An 18,836-nucleotide genomic window follows, 5' to 3' on the forward strand; every position below is an offset into this window, starting at 1 on the left:
TAGTTAAATAATTATATTAAAAAATGTGAAGCAAACTTTTCAAATCACATACTTAGAGGTAATCATCAGCACAAGACAGGCTGAAGAAGAAAATGAAATGTCCTCATTGTGCATCAACTTCATATCGTAAAAATGGTCATCGGAAGGGTAGGCAGAATTACCTGTGCAAGAACTGCGGTAAACAATTCCTAGAGTCTGTATTACCTCATTCCGAAGAAAATGAGTTGATGACGGATATTATTGGGCATAGTGAAATCTCAGTCGTTTTAGAAAATCAGGCTATAACGGAAAAAACGACTGCAACATCTACGGCATCTTTTAGTTTAAGCCTATTAGAAGAACTATTACAAAATATCCTATCAAATGGGTGGTTAGAATCTCCCTTAGTCTATCAGTTTATTAAGAAAATTCAACAACCAATAGAAAATAGAACTGATTTTGCAGAAAAAGGAATTTCTTTAATATTATTGGATGTAGAAAACTTAAAAATAAATATTGATATTGAAACATTTTTAGCCAGCATATGTAAATATCCGCTCAAAGTCAAAATAGGTTTTGCAAATTGGAAAAATCCTAGTATCGGCAAACAAGATATAGATTTATATGCGCGAGGTTATCAACTCGTTCATGTGCCTGATGGCAAAGACAGTGCTGATGCGAAAATGATGACAGTTGGTGCTAATATTTTACATTATTATCCTACTGTGAAAGAAGTATTAGTCTGCTCTGGAGATGCCATTTTAAAGCACCTTTGTAATGAACTGCTAAACCAGGGTTTAACAGTGTATTGGGTACGTAGACAAGCCCAAATACTGCATATAGAAAACTGCAATAATAGGCAATCCATTTTCTATTCTCTCCCCTTAACAATGGAAATTCCTTCTTTGGAAGATGTAGTGCATAAAATAGAAAATTTAATTAAGTCTGAGCAAGAATCTATTGAAACTAAACTCAATAATCTCGTGGCGATCGCTAATTTATTTCAAGAGCGATGTCATCTAGAGTTACATAATGATAAGTCAGAAAAAGCAGATCCGCTTACCCAAACGCCTCATTCTCCTACAACATCCCCTGTTTGCCAAGAGGTTCATTCCCAAACAGACTTAGAGCAATTGCTTTTAGAAATTATTCATAATATCTATATTAAGTCTCCTAAAAGTAAATTATCTGTATCAAAATTAGGCACAGAATTACAAAAAATATGTGGTCAATCGCCTAATTCAATTATCAAGAAATTAAAACTTGGTTCTAGCTTTATCAAGTTTTTGCAGTCATCAGCCCTATTTACCTTGAAAGCCAACGGTAAAGAATACGAAGTCACTAAGTCTAAAGATCAGCCCTTGGGATGTAGCAATTTATAGCTTGATTATGTATGTCAATGTAATCTAATTTACTGCGTCTGCATAATTATTGCCCAGGCAAGACTCAAAAATCTAGCAATAACGACAAAATTTACAATTAGATCAGCTGTGGTGCTAGATTTTGAGAATATATGAAAATTGATCATGTTCACTTCTATGTAGAAGATGCCAAAGTCTGGCGAGATTGGTTTGTAAACTATCTGGGTTTCACATCAGTAGCTAGTGGTATCCATTCATTCCACACTTGCACAGAGGCAGTGAAAAGTGGTGTGGTCAAGTTTTTGCTGTCTTCACCTGTATTACCCACCAGTCCAGTAGCTGATTTTTTGCGTCAACACCCCCCTGGTGTAGTAGATATTGCGTTTGCAGTTGAAGATGTGGAAGCGGCGATCGCTCATGCTCAAAATCACGGTGCGAAAGTCTTACAATCTATCGAGGAACGACAAGTAGGTGATTTTTTCCATAAATGCAGCAAAATAGCTGCTTGGGGTAGTTTGACTCATACCTTAATTGAACGCCCCCCAGAACCCCATCAAAGCCCATCAAACAACATTGTCACCGCTATAGATCATATAGTCTTGAATGTGGCAGCAGGTGACTTAGAGCGTGTAGTTAGTTGGTATGACAAAATTCTAGATTTTCAACCCCGCCAGACTTTTAAAATTCAAACCGATCGCTCTGCTTTGTATAGTCAAGTCATGGTTTCCCGCCAAGGTAATGTGCAGTTACCAGTGAATGAACCAGCTTCCCAAAATTCTCAAATTCAAGAGTTTTTAGATTGCAATCGCGGCGCAGGCATTCAACACATCGCCTTGCAAACCACCAATCTTGTCAACGCGATCGCCCAATTTCGTCAGCGTGGGTTATCTTTACTCTCCGTACCCCAAACCTACTACTCCCAACTCCAAAGCCGCCCCGGACTTCCCCTATCATCTGTAGAATTAGCCGCGATCGCTCAACAGGAAATTTTGGTAGATTGGCAGCAAGATTCCGATCAAGGAGTATTGTTACAAATTTTTACTCAGCCTATCTTCGGGCAACCAACCTTTTTCTTTGAATTTATCGAACGTCGTCGCCAAGCACAAGGCTTCGGAGAAGGTAATTTTCGCGCCTTGTTTGAAGCTATTGAAAGCGAACAAATCAAACGCGGGACTTTAGAGTGCTGAGTGCTGAGTGCTGAGTGCTGAGTGCTGAGTAAAGAGTGGGGAGTAGGGAAAATATTTATTGATGACTCATTACATCGAGGTAAAATATTTGTAATAAAAATTAACACTGACTTCCGCCGATGCTGAGATTAATTACCGACTTCGACGGCCCTATCATGGATGTTTCCGAGAGGTATTATCGTGTCTATCTATTTTGCCTCGAAGAAATCCGATATCCCCACCAAGCAGTGCGACAACTGGCTAAAGCGGAATTTTGGCAAATGAAGCGATCGCAAATTCCAGAAAAACAAATTGCTTTGAATTCCGGTTTAGATGAGACGCAAGCTCAAGAATTTGCCCAATTGCGGCGCAAAACAGTACATACAGAATCTTACTTTGAGTATGATAGCCTCATCCCAGGTGCTGTAGAAGCATTGTTAAAAATTCAGCAGGCTGGCGTTGATTTAGCTGTGATGACGATGCGCCGGGTGAAGGAGTTAGATTATGCCTGCCAAAAATACGATTTAGGGCGATTTTTTCCTGAAAATCGCTGTTATTGCCTCAGTAACGATTATGTAAAAACTCGCGATATTGAAGATAAACCCCTATTAATGACCAGGGCATTAGCAGAACTACCCCCCGCAGCCGATACTTGGATGGTAGGGGATACAGAAGCTGACATTGCCGCCGCTAAAAAGCATGATATTAAAGTTATGGCTGTTGAATCTGGTATCCGCGATCGCACGCAATTGGAACTTTACTATCCTGACTTAATTGTTCCAGATTTAAATACTGCGGTAAATTTCATCCTGGAATCTAGAGTATCAACTTCATCATCAAACACATAAACTAAAAACCCCTTCCTTATTCAGAAAGGGGTTTTGGCTGAGTTAGATTGAGAATTGTACTTAACGCAGAAAACTACTAACTAACCACAACAATATAAACGTCAGTACAGTCGAAAACTGATTAGCCGAGAGATATGGTATTTGTGGTAACAGCCAGCCAGCAATTAGCCCTCCCGCAATTAAGCCAATGATTAGCCCAACGAGAGTAAACAAAACTGCTCGGCCAAATCTACCTTCTTTGCGATTGAGAAAGAAAATACTAACTCCTACCCCAACCACTAAGGACAGCTGTAAAACTTGATTACCTGTAAAAATGCTGACTGCACTCAAACCCACATACCAAGCACCGGGTAAAAGCACATCTGCCTTTGTGGGCTGATCCAGAATATTTTGCAGCCATGCAGGTGATTGCTCACGAGGCGTAGGACTTTCTTTGGGAGCAGATTGTATCCTCAATTCTGGGAAGCGAATACGCTCTGGTACTTTGATTTTTCCTTCCTGGCGCATCCGTAAGCGATCCATTAAAATCGCATCGTAAGCTGCCTCAACGATTTCTACACTCTTGGCATCGCCGCTACATTGCTCCATCAGGCGATTGCGAGCGTCCTGAATCTCATCGAAGCTAGCATCTTCTGATACCCCAAGTTTTTCGTAGGGATTTTGATCGCTCATGGGAGTTTATACTTCAGCCTTAGTCAGAGGCAATTTTTTGTTGCAGAATAACAATTTTAGATTTTAATTGGATCGAAGACAAACCTATCGACCGAATTTTATGCTCTACCAGGATAGTAGCACGCGTTAGTCAGATTGACCCAGGAATTTCAGCTACAGCCACTTTAACATATTGTTATAACTCCGTGTATACCCTCATGTCGTTGACCCATTCTAGCTCTAACCTAGAATTTGAACTGAGAATACCTAAAGAATGTAATGTTTCTAAAAAGATTTTTTCGGCTTTAGGTTTACCACTCCATCCTAACTTGAGGACATTTCTATGATTTAGCTCCAACCTAAGTAGTGGTATCTATCCACATAAAGATTTAAAATTGAAAAGTTTTAAATCTCCACTGAATTAATATAGGGAAGTTTCCAGGCTGAATAAATGATTTGTCGCTAATAGCCTAATATTGGGTAGCTGGACATATAAGTTTCTCATGACAGGATCTAAATTAAACTGTAAAAATAGTTACAAAATTTTTTCTAGTATATTTGTCCAGCATCTTGATTACACTATCATTTAGAAAATCAGGAAATGAATTTCTGAGCCTTGTAGCTCCTTACATCATCCCTCAGTGGAAACTGCGTTTTACGCAACACTGCTGTTAATCTTAAATAAATTTATTTTTGTGTAAAGAGATGGTCATGGCTCCTGCCAAGATACTTGTAGTTGATGACGACCCTGCGGTGCGGAATTTAATCCAACGCTTTTTGTTGAAGCAAAGCTATCAGGTAGAAGCTGCTGAGGATGGAAAGACCGCGTTGTCCTTATTTGAGCAATTTAACCCAGATTTGGTAATTCTTGATGTCAATTTGCCAGACGTAATTGGGTTTAACCTCTGTCAAGAAATGCAAAGTCGTAATGGTGTTTTTGTTCTCATGCTGACTAGCCGTACAGATGAGACTGACAAGATTCGCGGTTTTGCCAAAGGTGCTGATGACTATCTCACGAAGCCATTTGGCTTGGGAGAACTGGAAGTCAGAGTAGCCGCTATTTTGAGACGACAGAGGGTAGTAACTACCGCCGAACAGAAACGCTTGCTATTTGAAAAATTGATGATCGATCCGGTACGGCGAGAGGTGACACTGAATAGCCAAGCTGTACCCTTAACAGCTTTGGAATTTGATTTGTTACATTTTTTAGCTAGTCATCCTGGTCGAGTTTGGCGACGTGCAGAACTGATTCAAGAAGTTTGGGACTACGAATATGTGGGTGATCAACGTGTTGTAGACGTGCATATTGGCCAAATTCGCAAAAAGATTGAAGTCGATGCTAGCCAACCAGCATTAATTCAGACTGTACGTGGAGTTGGTTATAAATTTGAATGTCCAACTCATTCCCAGTTAGAAACAAATCCTTGAGTTGTTTTCAATCATCCCAATTTATGTATGAATAATTAGTGGGCATGGTATACCATGCCCAAATTTTTGTATTACCAATTTTGAATTTTTAATTACGGGAAATTTGGGTAAAAGCCCCGTCGTTCTACGACGATCAATTAGTACCGTTTGTACCAGCACGGAAGAGTATCTGGTACAGAAGCTTTGGCAAGTCGGTACAAAACTTTTTTAAACTAGCAGTGATGGAACAAAGTTTCTAAATAAACACGGGCAGCACGGCGATCGCTGTCTCCATTTTGCAGTAAAAATAATGATAGTGCTGCTGTCAGTACCCGATTTTGATCCCAATCAGGATGGGCTTCTAAGTAAGTTTTCAGTGATTCATGAAGAGTTTCGGGGATTTCTGTAAAAATACTAACTGTTGCGTTCATGAGATTTTCCTTGTGTAAGTTCAGTTAAAACGAACTATCGCTTGGTGTGAGGCAGTTGTAGGCAACATCAAAACTTATCTCAGAGGTAAGTTTTGGTGTCAACGTTTGCACAAACTATAAAACCTAGTCGCATCATTGTGCGACAAGAGGGGGTAGGTTTGTCAATGCTGCGAAATGTTAAAAACGATTGTATAAAAAATAAAAGCAAACGAAATAATCAGTGTTTTAACTATATTTATATTACATAACTTAATAAAAACTCAGTCTAATCAGATTATCCACACCGTGAATCAAAAATCCCCAGTAAGCCTGCAAGTACCCATCCTTTCGTAAAACATCTGTGGAAAACTCCAAAAATTCCTGTGGAAACCCTGTGGAATCAGTGAGGAAAATTTTACTCAATGATAAGAATTACAAAATAGTCAAGTCGCTGCGCTCTAATTCAAAATTCAAAATCTTGCCCTCGAACGAAGTGAAGGGTCAAAATTTAAAATTACGGACAATGTCACCTGTCACCTGTCACCTGTCACCTACTCCCTAACGCCGACGTTCTTGCAGCTTGCGATAAACAGCCTTTAAATCTACTTGATGGTGAGCTAAGGCAACCATTGTATGGTATAGTAAGTCTGCCACTTCACCAGCGATCGCGTCTGGCTCATCATCCTTAAACGCCATCACTACCTCAGCCGATTCTTCCCCAATTTTCTTTAAAATTTTGTTATCACCACCAGCAAATAACTTGCAGGTATAGGAACTTTCACTAGGATGATCGCGGCGATCGCATATTACCTCAAACACCTGAGATAATGTATCCCCAGGTGGGGCGGTGATTTTTCCTTCTACTTGATGAAAACAACTACGTTCGCCTGTATGACAGGCAATATCTCCTAGTTGCTCTACCCCAATTAGCAAAGCGTCACTATCGCAGTCATAACGAATACTTTGCACTTTTTGGATATGCCCAGAAGTCGCTCCCTTGTGCCATAATTCCTGACGGGAACGACTCCAAAACCATGTTTCTTCGGTGTCTAAAGTCTTTTGTAAAGATTCCTGATTCATCCACGCCATCATTAACACCGTGCCATCCAGGTAATCTTGGACAATCGCTGGCACTAAACCCCGTTCATCGTAGCGGATTTTTTCGACGGGGATGGCGTTGTGTAATGAATTTGGATCGGTGGAAAACATACCAGCTAATTTTCTTTAAATAAATCTAATGATGCCTGGTTTCACGATACCATTATCAATAGTTCGACTGGTATGATTTTTCCACACAATATATTGATCATCTTTGTAAAACAACATCCCTTTGCATGGCGGACTGCATTCTCACAGCACTTGACGCAACGTGATGAGCCTTAGAAACTTCACCATACCAGTGAATTGCCGAGTTAAAGGCCGCCCGATAAAGGTCTTGGTATGCCTCAGATAGTTGGGTACGGATCTCTAAAGGCAAGTCTTGATTCGACTTGTATAACATATTGTTATTTTTTTGTCTCTGTTAATTTTATACGATATAAGTTCTAGGCAAAATTTAACCCTATCCTAAGATAGAGCTTTTTTTGAATGCCCACAGATAGGAGAAAACCTTGGTAAACACCACAATTAAAACCACAAAATCACAAGAAGTTTTTGCTGCTGCTCAAAACCTGATGCCAGGCGGAGTTAGTTCCCCAGTTCGTGCCTTTAAATCTGTAGGGGGACAACCCATAGTTTTTGACAGGGTCAAAGGCGCGTATATCTGGGATGTAGATGGCAACCAATACATCGACTATGTAGGCACTTGGGGGCCGGCTATTTGTGGTCATGCTCATCCAGAAGTGATTAGCGCACTCCATGAAGCGTTAGAAAAAGGTACTAGCTTCGGTGCGCCTTCCGTGCTAGAAAATGTCCTGGCGGAAATGGTAATTGCTGCCGTTCCTAGCATCGAAATGGTGAGATTTGTTAACTCAGGCACAGAAGCTTGTATGGCTGTGCTACGGCTGATGCGAGCTTTTACAAACCGCGAGAAAGTCATCAAGTTTGAAGGCTGCTATCACGGACACGCTGATATGTTCTTAGTCAAAGCTGGCTCAGGTGTAGCCACCCTGGGTTTACCTGATTCCCCAGGTGTGCCTAAATCAGCGACTATCAGCACTCTTACCGCCCCATACAACGACCTAGAAGCAGTTAAAGCTTTATTTGAAGAAAACCCCGATCAGATTTCTGGTGTGATTTTAGAACCTGTTGTGGGTAACGCCGGATTTATTACCCCTGATGCTGGCTTTTTAGAAGGATTGCGGGAACTAACTCATGAGTATGGGGCGTTACTTGTGTTTGATGAAGTAATGACAGGTTTCCGTATTGCCTATGGTGGCGCACAAGAAAAATTTGGCATCAAACCCGATTTAACCACGATGGGTAAAGTCATTGGTGGTGGATTGCCAGTAGGTGCTTACGGTGGTCGCCGCGATATTATGTCTATGATTGCCCCGGCTGGCCCTGTATATCAAGCCGGAACTCTTTCGGGAAATCCCCTAGCGATGACTGCGGGAATTAAAACCTTGGAATTATTGCAAAAACCAGGTAGTTATGAATATCTGGAGCGAATCACTAAAAGACTAGCAGATGGCTTGCTAAAAGCGGCTCAAGAAACTGGTCATGCAGTTTGCGGTGGTAATATTAGCGCGATGTTCGGCTTATTCTTCACTTCTGGGCCTGTACATAACTATGAAGATGCCAAAAAGTCAGATACAGCCAAATTTGGCCGTTTCCATCGCGGTATGTTAGAGCGCGGTGTTTATTTAGCACCTTCTCAGTTTGAGGCTGGTTTTACTTCTTTAGCTCACACTGAAGAAGATATTGACCAAACGATCGCGATCGCACGGGATGTATTATCTAGTCTATGAGTGAGGAGTGCTGAGTGCTGAGTGCTGTTAGCGGTAGCGCGGCGTTTAGCCGGTGCTGAGTGAGGAGTGAGGAGTGCTGAGTTATGGGTAAGACCTATGTAATATTCATAACTCAGCACTTTCAACTCAGCACTAATTAACAGCCACATCCTTTGTGATTGCATCCTTTGATGGTTTTATGACCCTCTGCACAGCCTTCAGAACAGTAGTATTTCCCCTCCTTGTTAATTGCATCCTCTATGGAAACGATACAGAGGCAATCCGGACAGGCACATTTCAATTGATTTACGGTTGTCATCATTTTTCTCCCAAATATTACTGTAATTACACTATTATACCTGAACAGATATTCATATATTATTTATATAATTTAACGTAAATTTCTGAGCAATGAAGATAAAAATCTGCTCAATCAGATCAGAAACTTGAATCCAGATAGCTCAAAATTTTTAATTAAGTAATAGTACGTAAGTTGTATATTTTTGATGAATTAAAATCAGCGAGCTTAAAATCTGCTTACGTACAACAAATGCGATCGCAGTCTTTGATTTAAGGACATGATAGAGACTCGACACTATCTAGAAGTATAAGTATAATAAGTTGTTTGACCTGTTAATTGCTTTACATAAATCAGATTCAACTTTAGCAACTCTTCAAAGGATGTACCGCAAAACTTACCTAGCAAGAGTTGGCTTTAAGTCTCAATAATTGAAAAGAGAGTGTAACGCTACCGGTTATTATTTCGTGCAGCGAGTTGACAGTGCATGAGCTATTGCATAAATCCGACCTGTCCTAATCCAGAGAATGTAGCATATAGCCAAAGGTGTGAAGCTTGTGGCTCACAATTACTGTTGCGCGATCGCTATCGGGTATTGAAGCCATTAGGTCAGGGTGGCTTTGGCGCAACCTTTTTAGCCCGTGACGAAATTTTGCCAGGAGAACCAAGTTGCGTAATTAAACAACTACGTCTTTCAACTACAGCACCCCAGGTTTTGCAGATGGCGCGAGAACTGTTTGCGCGAGAAGCCAACACCCTAGGCAAAATTGGTAATCATCCCCAGATACCACGATTGTTAGACTATTTTGAGGCGGCAGAACAGTTCTACTTAGTTCAGGAATATATTAGCGGTTCTACGCTCCAGCAAGAGGTGAAACTGAATGGAACTTTTAGCGAAGCGGGTGTTAAGCAATTTTTAAGCGAAACTCTCCCTTTATTGCAATACATCCACGATCAAAAGGTTATTCACCGTGATATCAAGCCAGCTAACTTAATTCGCCGTTCTCAAGATTCGAGAATGGTACTCATTGACTTTGGTGCGGTCAAAAACCAAGTTACCCAAGCCACAACCAACCAATCAGGACATACAGCCCTAACTGCATATGCAATTGGTACTCCTGGTTTCGCACCTCCAGAGCAAATGGCGATGCGTCCAGTTTACGCTAGTGATATTTATGCACTTGGTGTCACCTGTGTTTATCTTCTGACAGGTAAAACTCCCAAAGACCTCGATTACAATCCCAGTACAGGTGAAATTATGTGGGAACATTTAGTGCAAGCTAGTGACCACTTGATTCTTGTACTACGAAAAATGTTGGAAGTCTCTGTTCGCAGTCGCTATCATTCAGCTACAGAAGTTCTCAAAGCATTGGAGATAGAGCCATATTTAGAAAGCTTGGCTGGTGGATTGCTAGTTAAATCAGATCCTAATCATAAAGATTCAACACACAATCGCCCAGAAGATTCTGCAATTTTACATAGCAACCCTTCTGCTACAGCGACAGGTTTAGGGGTAGCACAGGTAGCTGCTGCAATTCGCGCTAGACGAGCCAAAATAGGTGATGGAACTAGATTAGATGCTGGAGGAACACGACAAGGCGTTTCCCATGCTAACAGTAACAGCAATGCTTCACAAAACCCCAAATCCAAAGTTGGACGTAGACTAGATACCCAAAGTTTACTAACAGCTTATTTGAAGGGAAGACGAGATTTTGCTCTACATAATTTAAACTTACTCAATCTCCAAGGTGTAGACTTATCATCTACTAATTTCCATTCTTGTCAATTACAAAATACTAATCTCCAAGGAGCTAATCTCCACAATAGCGATTTTGGTAGAGCTAGTTTAACTCGTGCCAATTTGAAGGATGCTAATCTCACTAAAGCTTACTTCAATCATGCCGATTTAGAAGGAGCAGACCTACGTGGTGCAGACCTCACTAATGCTTATCTCAGTAATGCTAATCTGCGGGGTGCGAATTTATGTGGTGCTAACCTCACCGGGGCAAAAATTTCTGATGAGCAACTAGCATTAGCTAAGACTAATTGGATGACAGTACGTCCCAACGGTAAACGGGGTTTATTGTGATTTGAAAAAGGCTGTGAATAGGTGACAGGTGACGGTGACAGGTGACGGGTGACGGTGACAGGCTTGAACTCAGAATTAATTAATTCAAAATTATTCTTATTCCTCTTAGGGATTGCAGATATGAAAAATAATTTAAAAAACCAGGAAATAGAACGGCGTTTAAATTTGTATCAGGTATTTCTGGCTTTATATGAACGGCATGGTCATCTTCTAGATGAAATTCTCCAACTAGAAAATCTCTATCAGCCATCATTAACAGAGTTAAAATTGCGTTATGTTCAGGGTTTTGTAGATGCTTCATCTGTTTATGTAATCACTAACCTCTGTAACAATCAGACGCAAACTCTCCAGCAACCGCAACAGGTTTGGACAATAGGGCGCGATCTCAATAATGGTATATGCACTGATGACCAACATTTATCTCGTTGTCACGCCGCCATTCAGTACATTGTGAATCAAGGTTTTTATTTAGTAGATTTTCATAGTACAAATGGTTCTTCTGTCAATGGTGAAACTGTCTATCAACCAGTCAAACTTAAAGATGGCGATCGCATCCGGTTAGGAAGTTTGACTTTTGATTTTTTCTTAAATCATCAACGCCGCATTTTACCAACATTACCAACAGATTTACTCACTCAATTAATTCCACTACCAACAGATATTCAACAACAGGCATTAGGTGATAATACTGTTTATCAAGAGCAAGTTGAACTAGCAAACCTTGATGAGACTGTACAAATTTCTCTAGATTGTGCTTGGGGTAGATTAGAATATGGGCGGGATGGTTTACATGAACAGCAAAAATCAGAAATTTTAGACAGATATTTTCAACAACCAAACAACTTTAATGTTGGTAGTGAGGACTAAAAAAAGATTACTCTTATTTGGAGTAATCTTTTTCATCAATAGCCGCATTTTGAATTAAATTCTATTCTTCCTCTGCATCAACATCATCTTCATCTTCATCTTCTTCATTGACTTTAGCCACAGAATTTGCCGAAACAACTGCGCCCTTATCTAATTTTTCTCGTACTAGTTTCTTGATTTGTTCAGAAAAATCTTGCTTTTCCTCTAGGTACTTAATAGCGTTATCTCGACCTTGGGAAATGTTATCGCCATTGTAACTGTACCAAGCTCCTTTACGAACAAGAATACCAGTTTCTTCGGCTAAATCCACTAGACAACCTATAGTAGAAATTCCTTTACCAAAAATAATGTCGAATTCCGCTATTCTAAAAGGTGGTGCAACTTTATTTTTAGCGACTTTGACTTTAACGCGGTTACCAAATTCATCTGTACCCTTTTTCAAAGTTTGAATCCGGCGAATATCCAAGCGCACTGACGCGTAAAACTTCAACGCGTTACCACCGGTAGTAGTTTCAGGGCTACCGTAGGTGACACCAATTTTTTGCCGTAACTGGTTAATAAAGATTACAGTGCAACCAGATTTACCTATATTCCCCGTAATTTTGCGTAGGGCTTGGCTCATCAGTCTGGCTTGCAACCCAACGTGAGCATCACCCATATCTCCTTCAATTTCAGCGCGGGGAACTAAGGCTGCTACTGAGTCAATAACTACAATATCAACTGCTGCGGAGCGTACTAATTGGTCAACTATTTCCAAACCTGCTTCACCGGTGTCAGGTTGAGAAACCAGGAGATTGTGAATATCTACACCTAAAGCCGCAGCATAGGTAGGGTCAAGGGCGTGTTCTGCGTCTACAAAAGCAGCGATGCCACCTTCTTTTTGTACTTCTGCGATCGCGTGCAGTGCTACAGTCGTCTTACCGGAACTTTCCGGCCCATAAATCTCAATTACCCGTCCCTTGGGTAAACCACCACCTAATGCTAAATCCAAAGTCAACGCCCCTGTGGAAATTGTCTCTACCCTCATCCGGGTAGCATCACCCAGGCGCATGATTGCTCCTTTACCGAAGCTGCGCTCAATCTGGTTAAGTACCATCGTTAGAGCCTTTTGCTTGCCGGAAGTATCGGTATTGATAGCCATTCGTGCCTCTATAAGTATATGGATTTAAGATGTGTGGGGTCTAGAGTTTGAGTAGAACAGATATACTATTTTAGCCGGAAATTTCTGGAATAGGACTTCTCAAATTAAAAAGTAACTGTGACAAGATCCTAACCTGATTGCTACGTGATTGGGGTAGTGGGATTGTAAAAATTTTGAAAAAGGTAGTTTTTGACACTCGTATTGGCGTATCGGGGCTATCTGAGAATTAAATTTGCAAAGTGTGATGTAAGTTTCCCCGTCCAAAATCCATCAATTTCAGTCCATCCTTCTTTTAATGTCAGCATTTTCTTCTTTGCCAGTTGATTTTCATAGGTGAACCTAACTTGATATTTACCAGGCTGACTGTGCCAGAAAATCCAAATACCTCAATAAATGGCATTGCCTAGAAGCCGTAGATAATTTTCACCGTACCAATTAAATTTGGCATCCATGAAAAAATCAAAACTTTCTCTAGGTATGATTAGTGGGATATCTGACTTTTCTACCTCCCTTGTGGCATTTTTATTTAAAGATATGTGCATAGCCTTGCCATGAGGATCTAATATTTCAGGCAAAATCAAAGGTAAGTCAAAGCGATAGGGTATTGATGCTTGATTAGTAATACGAACTCCAAATTGAACAGGAATTTCTTCTCCAATTTTAGGGAGGCGCACCATTTCTTCAGACATCATAGTTTCAAAGCCGATTCCATCTACTTCAATAGCATTGGGATTATTTGATTCACAAGATGACATATTTTCCCTATGCGTTGTAACAACAGTGACTAAGTGCCTGTGTCAAGTCTGTTGCTGTGCAATTCTCTTCACGGCTTCAATGTTAATGTCTAACTGTTGAGCGATGTCTTCTACACTAATTCCTGCTTTTAACAGCAATGGCACAGCCTCTAACTTACCTTCTTCTCTCCCTTCATTTAAGGCTTCTTGATAAACTCTAGTTTGTTTGAGGGCGTTCAGTTTCAGCATATTTTCTATCTCTTGGCGGCTTAATAGAGGAAACTGTAAACTATGATCGTTTCAATTAAATCTATGATGGCTTGGCTAGAGAAACGGTCTGCTATTTCTTGTCTAGTTTTAGTAATCAGTTCTCTAGCACGGTTAGGTGCAGTTTCTTCTGGTTTTACTACTAATTTAATGATATCGATACCCAAGGACTGGGAGGTTGGTTCGATTTCATTCAGATATACTCTTTGAACTTTGGAACTGTCTAACAATATTTGATGTAATCTATTTTAATTTGGTTCTAGAGAACGTTTGGGGTAGATAATCACTAAATATCAGTCATAAATATCTAGATTTTGGTCTATATAGAAGAATAGCTCTGCAAATACCCTATGGTACAGCAATTCATCTTTTTAGAATTGCACTATGCCTCCGGCACGCTACGCGAGCGCAAAAATAGACAGTTTGATCGGGATTTTTGGCTGTTGGTAGAAATACTCCATCAATGCGAAAAGCTGTTTGTTTGATTTCTACTGAACGAAATTGATAACCAGAGTATCCGATTAACTCAAAGAAAATACTAGGAAACTCAGCAAATAATTGATAAAAAATACTGTCAGTCTTCACTCTAAATGCTGGATGTATAAGAAAGGCGTTATGTTGATTCTAAGTGCATAGTGGGTTGAAATAATATGAATCTTGACTTTCCTGATACCACTTTATCTGTAGCAGGAATCACCGAATATATCCAAGTCCTGTTAGAAGAAAATCCCATCCTGCGACAAGTTTGGGTAATTGGTGAAGTATCGAGTGCAAATCAGCATCGGAGTGGGTTATTTTTCACCCTGCAAGACCCCGATCGCACAGCCTCAATTAAGTGTGTGACATGGAATAGTCAAGTTACTAAATTGATGCAGCTACCTACTGTTGGGGAACAGATTATTATTTTAGGCAGTATTCGCGTATATCCCCAAAGAGGAGAGTATCAATTAACAGTATGGCAAGCTTTACCTGCTGGTGAGGGTTTGCAAGCACTGCGCTATCAACAGTTGCGTAATCGCTTGCTAGCTGAGGGTTTATTTGATGCTGCTAGAAAGCGATCGCTTCCTCTGCATCCCCAAACGATCGCTGTTGTCACATCTCCAACGGCGGCGGCTTGGGGAGATATTCAAAGAACCCTCAAGCAAAGATATCCAGGGTTACACGTTTTATTTTCACCCGCTACAGTCCAAGGTGAGCAAGCAGCAGACTCGATTGTTAAAGCTATTGAACGGGTAGAAGGAGATGGACGCGCGGAGGTATTAATTTTATCGCGGGGCGGCGGTGCAGTGGAGGAATTGGCTTGTTTTAATGATGAACGAGTAGTTAGGGCGGTGGCTGAGTGTTCTATACCAGTAATTACGGGGATTGGTCATCAACGGGATGAGTCGTTAACAGATTTGGTGGCGGATGTGTGTGTACATACACCCACGGCGGCGGCGGAAACTGTTGTCCCTTCTCTAGCAGAATTATATAGTCAGCATCAGCAGCGATTTGATGCTTTATATGATGCGTTGCTGGCTTCTCAGAGTCAAGCTGCTTATAAACTGCAAACCTTGCGCCATCGGTTGCGAAATCTGCGCTTAGATAGACAAGTACAGCAAGAAGTCCAAAAACTGACTTGGGAACGTCAACGATTGCTGCAACTAACCAAAGGGCGATCGCAACAAGCAAAACAACATTTAGAATTATTACGGCAAAAATTAGCCACTCTCGACCCCAAAGCCGTGTTACAGCGTGGTTATGCGGTAGTCAGACAAGAAAATGGTGCGATCGCGCGTGCTGCTAGTGAACTAACCATAGGGCAAGAATTATTGCTGCAATTGGCACAAGGTAAAGTGAAAGTGAAGGTGCTGGAAGTAGATAATGAATAAATGGGTATGGGGCATTGTAGTAGAGTTGCATAGCTGAATTGTTGGGGTTTATTTGTGGTTTAATGTGAGAGAAAATTGATCAATTCACTGGTTAAAAATAAAGAAAGAATCAATGGTTAAACGGAAATCATCTTCTAATTCTGATGCTTTACCAGATTGGAATTATGAGGAAAAAGTAGCAGAAATAGAAAAAATTATCGCTCGGATTGAATCAGGTAATTTACAGTTAGAAGCTGTATTTGATCAGTTTGCCAATGCAGTTGAATACTTGCAGCAATGCGAAACTTTTTTACAGCAACGACAAAAGCAGGTTGATTTATTAATTGAAACTTTGAGTGATAGTCAATAATTAAGCGGGAACAGGCAACAGGGAAGTCCCCATAATTAAAATTAGGAGATGATCGGTGTCGGTATACTTGGGGTTCTATTTTCTCCTTGTCGCCCATTCCCCGCTCAAATAACTATCTTGGCAGCGAATATGGGAATAAATTTCGCGTCAAGTACATAATACTAGTAGATGTGATTGATTAATACGTTTTGTTACTAAGATGCGAGCGCAATATTGGTTGCTCGTAAATTCTGTTTACTGCATTGTTATAGGAGCAATTTTTTTGGGAAAGCTAGGCTTAATCATCTGCTAACTTTCTCCGCTTTTAGGCACTACTACGTATAGCTTGCTACTCCTAAGATGTATGTTTGCGATAGTCAGAAAATATTTGCCTTGGGCAACGTAATCACAAGGGTAGTGCATGAAATTAATCATTTGGTTGGTTTAAATGCCAAAAATTTGTGATCAATTTTTAAATGAGGTGTTTCATGTCCGCAGTTAACCTCAAAAAAATTTTTAATAAAAAAGAGTTACCTTCTGTCCTGCACGAGTTAGTCTACCAACTCAATATGGCGATCGATGTTGAATTGGTAGACGGTACTAACCTCCTGAGCATTGGGGAGCAAACTGCAAAAAAGCGACATCCAATTGAGGTGTCAGGAGAAATCATTGGGTGGGTAATTGGAGAGGAACAAGTAAGCTTAGTTGCAATGTTGCTCTCATTTATAGCAAAACAGGAAGCAGACAAGAAAGAACTTGCGAAAGAATTGCTGGAGCGATATCAGGAAATTGATTTATTTGAGGATATCTCAACTCAACTGACAACAAGTTTGGATAAACGTCAGATTGCCGAACTTGTACTTCAGGAAATGAGTCAATTAATTGAATCTTCGGCGGGAATGATCCTGCTGCTGAATTCAGATGCAACTGCATTTGAAATCATCGGCGAATATGGACTCTTTTTTGACCAAAGTCAGCCGCAACCAGGTAAGGGAATTATTGGCAACATTGTACAATCCGGGCGAGCAGAACTGATCAATAATGTGCAGGCCGATTCGCGATCGCAAGGACAAGAAAAAGTGAGTGCGTTGATTTGCGTACCCTTGCGAGCCAAAGAACGAGTCACAGGAGCGATCGCTATTGGTACAACCAAAACCGACTCATACAAAGCTGAACATCTCAAAATTGTGAGTATTTTTACTTCACAAACAGCGATCGCCATTGAAAAGGCTTTGCTATACGAGCAAAGCACCCAAGCCACCGCCCAAGCTAAAGCCCAAACAGAAAAACTCCAGCAGGCTCTCCACGATTTACAACTGGCGCAAACCCAGCTAATTCAAAGCGAGAAAATGTCAAGTTTAGGGCAACTTATCGCCGGAGTTGCCCACGAAATCAATAACCCAGTTAACTTTATCTGCGGCAATTTGAAGTATGTTGCCGAATACGCCCAAGACTTATTACACCTGCTGCAATACTATCAACAGTTTTCACCTGTAGCTACCACAGAACTGCAATCAGAGCTAGATAATATCGATGTGGAATTTATCATGGAGGATCTTCCTAAACTGCTGGATTCCATGAAACTGGGGACAGATCGCATTGTGGAAATAGTCAAATCCCTGAAAAACTTTTCCCGCCATGACGAAGCCCAAATGAAAACCGTCAACATCTACAGTGGTATCGACGGAACGCTGATGATTCTGCGCCATCGTCTCAAAGCCTCTAGTAACCGTCCAGCAATTGAAATCATTAAAGACTATACCGAACTTCCTCTAGTTGAATGCTATCCCGGAAAGTTAAATCAGGTGTTTATGAACATCCTGGCAAATGCTGTTGATGCTTTAGAAGAGGCAATGGAGAATGAGGTAATAGCTAACCCTACTCCCCAAATTACGATTCGTACCCAAACCATAGACGACCAGTGGGTTGTGATTAGGATTGCCGACAATGGCCCAGGTATGAATGAGGAGGTAATTCACCGGATTTATGATCCCTTCTTCACCACAAAAGAAATTGGCAAAGGAACTGGGTTGGGTATGGCCATCACCTACCAAATTGTTGTAGAAGGACATGGGGGGACTCTCAAGTGTCGTTCACAACCAGGCAAAGGTACAGAATTTTGGATTCAGATTCCCGTCAATTGTGTCGCTCAGGAGGGCGTTGTAGAGCAGAGTAGCATCAGTGCTGTTGGCAAAACTGCGATGATCTCCGACCGTGGAGCGCAGCCCATCGCACCTGCAATCGATGTCGATGCCGAGGGCTTTATCCCATCGAGAACTCCAATACTCAAACCAGCTGAACTACTGATCCGCCATACTCAACTGATTCGGCGACTTTCAACACAGAGTCCAGGAGTAGATGCGGCATCCCCTGAGCAAATTTACCAAATGTTCCAACGTCACCCGATTTCTTTAAAGCTTTATGCCACCTTATTGTCCTGGTTCTGCTGTCCTAGTGCTACCCCATACGGAGAACAACGAGAAAAAACCCACCTATTTCAAGAAAAATAACATAGCCTCAAACCTTTTTTA

21 protein-coding genes are annotated in these 18,836 nt (G+C 40.9%); 10 read left to right on the forward strand and 11 right to left on the reverse strand.

All coding sequences use genetic code 11. The features are described from left to right. Positions 1 to 92 precede the first annotated feature (92 nt). From VB693_RS09570 to VB693_RS09580, 3 genes are all read left to right on the forward strand, one after another. Positions 93 to 1,361 carry a transposase-like zinc-binding domain-containing protein gene (locus VB693_RS09570; RefSeq protein WP_416233378.1) on the forward strand — a complete coding sequence of 423 codons (1,269 nt, stop codon included), beginning with the start codon at positions 93 to 95 and terminating at the stop codon, positions 1,359 to 1,361. Positions 1,362 to 1,492: 131 nt separating this feature from the next. Beyond that, positions 1,493 to 2,527: a 4-hydroxyphenylpyruvate dioxygenase gene (hppD, locus tag VB693_RS09575; protein ID WP_323266055.1), complete on the forward strand. Its 1,035-nt coding sequence runs from the start codon at positions 1,493 to 1,495 to the stop codon at positions 2,525 to 2,527. A gap of 119 nt (positions 2,528 to 2,646) precedes the next feature. Next, the gene (locus VB693_RS09580) at positions 2,647 to 3,354 is read left to right on the forward strand and encodes an HAD family hydrolase (RefSeq protein ID WP_323266056.1); all 708 of its coding nucleotides are present in this window, start codon (positions 2,647 to 2,649) and stop codon (positions 3,352 to 3,354) included. A 60-nt stretch (positions 3,355 to 3,414) separates the two neighbouring features. Here the strand turns inward: VB693_RS09580 and VB693_RS09585 are convergent, their stop codons facing one another. Further along, positions 3,415 to 4,026, reverse strand: a complete 612-nt coding sequence (locus VB693_RS09585) for a CPP1-like family protein (RefSeq protein ID WP_323266057.1) — start codon at positions 4,024 to 4,026, stop codon at positions 3,415 to 3,417. A gap of 690 nt (positions 4,027 to 4,716) precedes the next feature. Between VB693_RS09585 and VB693_RS09590 the strand changes: the two genes are divergently transcribed. After that, positions 4,717 to 5,433: a response regulator transcription factor gene (locus VB693_RS09590; RefSeq protein WP_190706302.1), complete on the forward strand. Its 717-nt coding sequence runs from the start codon at positions 4,717 to 4,719 to the stop codon at positions 5,431 to 5,433. Positions 5,434 to 5,645: 212 nt separating this feature from the next. Here VB693_RS09590 and VB693_RS09595 read toward each other — a convergent pair whose 3' ends face one another. From VB693_RS09595 to VB693_RS09605, 3 genes are all read right to left on the reverse strand, one after another. Further along, positions 5,646 to 5,843 carry a DUF2811 domain-containing protein gene (locus tag VB693_RS09595; RefSeq protein WP_087538495.1) on the reverse strand — a complete coding sequence of 66 codons (198 nt, stop codon included), beginning with the start codon at positions 5,841 to 5,843 and terminating at the stop codon, positions 5,646 to 5,648. 537 nt (positions 5,844 to 6,380) lie between these two features. Then, a complete protein-coding gene (gene hisIE / locus VB693_RS09600; RefSeq protein ID WP_323266058.1) occupies positions 6,381 to 7,031 on the reverse strand; it encodes a bifunctional phosphoribosyl-AMP cyclohydrolase/phosphoribosyl-ATP diphosphatase HisIE in 651 nt (216 codons plus the stop codon). 97 nt (positions 7,032 to 7,128) lie between these two features. After that, positions 7,129 to 7,323: a ChaB family protein gene (locus tag VB693_RS09605; protein WP_190706307.1), complete on the reverse strand. Its 195-nt coding sequence runs from the start codon at positions 7,321 to 7,323 to the stop codon at positions 7,129 to 7,131. A gap of 109 nt (positions 7,324 to 7,432) precedes the next feature. Here VB693_RS09605 and hemL point away from each other — a divergent pair, with 109 nt between their 5' ends. Continuing rightward, on the forward strand, positions 7,433 to 8,731 hold the full coding sequence (hemL, locus tag VB693_RS09610; protein ID WP_190706310.1) for a glutamate-1-semialdehyde 2,1-aminomutase: 1,299 nt from the start codon (positions 7,433 to 7,435) through the stop codon (positions 8,729 to 8,731). Here hemL and VB693_RS09615 read toward each other — a convergent pair. Both VB693_RS09615 and VB693_RS09620 read right to left on the reverse strand, forming a co-directional pair. Then, the gene (locus VB693_RS09615; RefSeq protein WP_323266059.1) at positions 8,668 to 8,895 is read right to left on the reverse strand and encodes a hypothetical protein; all 228 of its coding nucleotides are present in this window, start codon (positions 8,893 to 8,895) and stop codon (positions 8,668 to 8,670) included. The two genes, hemL and VB693_RS09615, sit on opposite strands and share 64 nt — an antisense overlap. After that, a complete protein-coding gene (locus tag VB693_RS09620; RefSeq protein ID WP_190706393.1) occupies positions 8,868 to 9,029 on the reverse strand; it encodes a metallothionein in 162 nt (53 codons plus the stop codon). Before VB693_RS09620 ends, VB693_RS09615 begins: the two co-directional genes overlap by 28 nt. A 466-nt stretch (positions 9,030 to 9,495) precedes the next feature. Here VB693_RS09620 and VB693_RS09625 point away from each other — a divergent pair, with 466 nt between their 5' ends. Both VB693_RS09625 and VB693_RS09630 read left to right on the forward strand, forming a co-directional pair. Then, a complete protein-coding gene (locus VB693_RS09625) occupies positions 9,496 to 11,097 on the forward strand; it encodes a serine/threonine-protein kinase (protein WP_323266060.1) in 1,602 nt (533 codons plus the stop codon). Positions 11,098 to 11,217: 120 nt separating this feature from the next. Next, complete coding sequence (locus VB693_RS09630; RefSeq protein ID WP_323266061.1) at positions 11,218 to 11,964, forward strand: FHA domain-containing protein; 747 nt, start codon at positions 11,218 to 11,220, stop codon at positions 11,962 to 11,964. 61 nt (positions 11,965 to 12,025) lie between these two features. Here VB693_RS09630 and recA read toward each other — a convergent pair whose 3' ends face one another. From recA to VB693_RS09655, 5 genes are all read right to left on the reverse strand, one after another. Beyond that, positions 12,026 to 13,105: a recombinase RecA gene (recA, locus tag VB693_RS09635; protein ID WP_323266062.1), complete on the reverse strand. Its 1,080-nt coding sequence runs from the start codon at positions 13,103 to 13,105 to the stop codon at positions 12,026 to 12,028. A 386-nt stretch (positions 13,106 to 13,491) separates the two neighbouring features. Continuing rightward, positions 13,492 to 13,860 (reverse strand): hypothetical protein, encoded by a 369-nt coding sequence (locus tag VB693_RS09640; RefSeq protein WP_323266063.1) that lies wholly within the window; start codon positions 13,858 to 13,860, stop codon positions 13,492 to 13,494. Between the two features lie 42 nt (positions 13,861 to 13,902). Beyond that, positions 13,903 to 14,088 (reverse strand): hypothetical protein, encoded by a 186-nt coding sequence (locus VB693_RS09645; RefSeq protein WP_323266064.1) that lies wholly within the window; start codon positions 14,086 to 14,088, stop codon positions 13,903 to 13,905. A gap of 20 nt (positions 14,089 to 14,108) precedes the next feature. Further along, a complete protein-coding gene (locus VB693_RS09650) occupies positions 14,109 to 14,336 on the reverse strand; it encodes a DUF2887 domain-containing protein (RefSeq protein ID WP_323266065.1) in 228 nt (75 codons plus the stop codon). A 133-nt stretch (positions 14,337 to 14,469) separates the two neighbouring features. Continuing rightward, positions 14,470 to 14,691 (reverse strand): DUF2887 domain-containing protein, encoded by a 222-nt coding sequence (locus tag VB693_RS09655; protein ID WP_323266066.1) that lies wholly within the window; start codon positions 14,689 to 14,691, stop codon positions 14,470 to 14,472. 65 nt (positions 14,692 to 14,756) lie between these two features. Here VB693_RS09655 and xseA point away from each other — a divergent pair, with 65 nt between their 5' ends. The 3 genes from xseA (at position 14,757) to VB693_RS09670 (ending at position 18,815) form a co-directional block, all read left to right on the forward strand. Continuing rightward, the gene (gene xseA / locus VB693_RS09660) at positions 14,757 to 15,977 is read left to right on the forward strand and encodes an exodeoxyribonuclease VII large subunit (protein ID WP_323266067.1); all 1,221 of its coding nucleotides are present in this window, start codon (positions 14,757 to 14,759) and stop codon (positions 15,975 to 15,977) included. 112 nt (positions 15,978 to 16,089) lie between these two features. Continuing rightward, a complete protein-coding gene (gene xseB / locus VB693_RS09665) occupies positions 16,090 to 16,326 on the forward strand; it encodes an exodeoxyribonuclease VII small subunit (RefSeq protein ID WP_323266068.1) in 237 nt (78 codons plus the stop codon). Positions 16,327 to 16,793: 467 nt separating this feature from the next. Next, positions 16,794 to 18,815, forward strand: a complete 2,022-nt coding sequence (locus VB693_RS09670; RefSeq protein ID WP_323266069.1) for an ATP-binding protein — start codon at positions 16,794 to 16,796, stop codon at positions 18,813 to 18,815. Positions 18,816 to 18,836 lie beyond the last annotated feature (21 nt).

The sequence above is a fragment of the Anabaena sp. UHCC 0399 genome, from assembly GCF_034931465.1.
GTDB lineage: Bacteria > Cyanobacteriota > Cyanobacteriia > Cyanobacteriales > Nostocaceae > Trichormus > Trichormus minutissimus.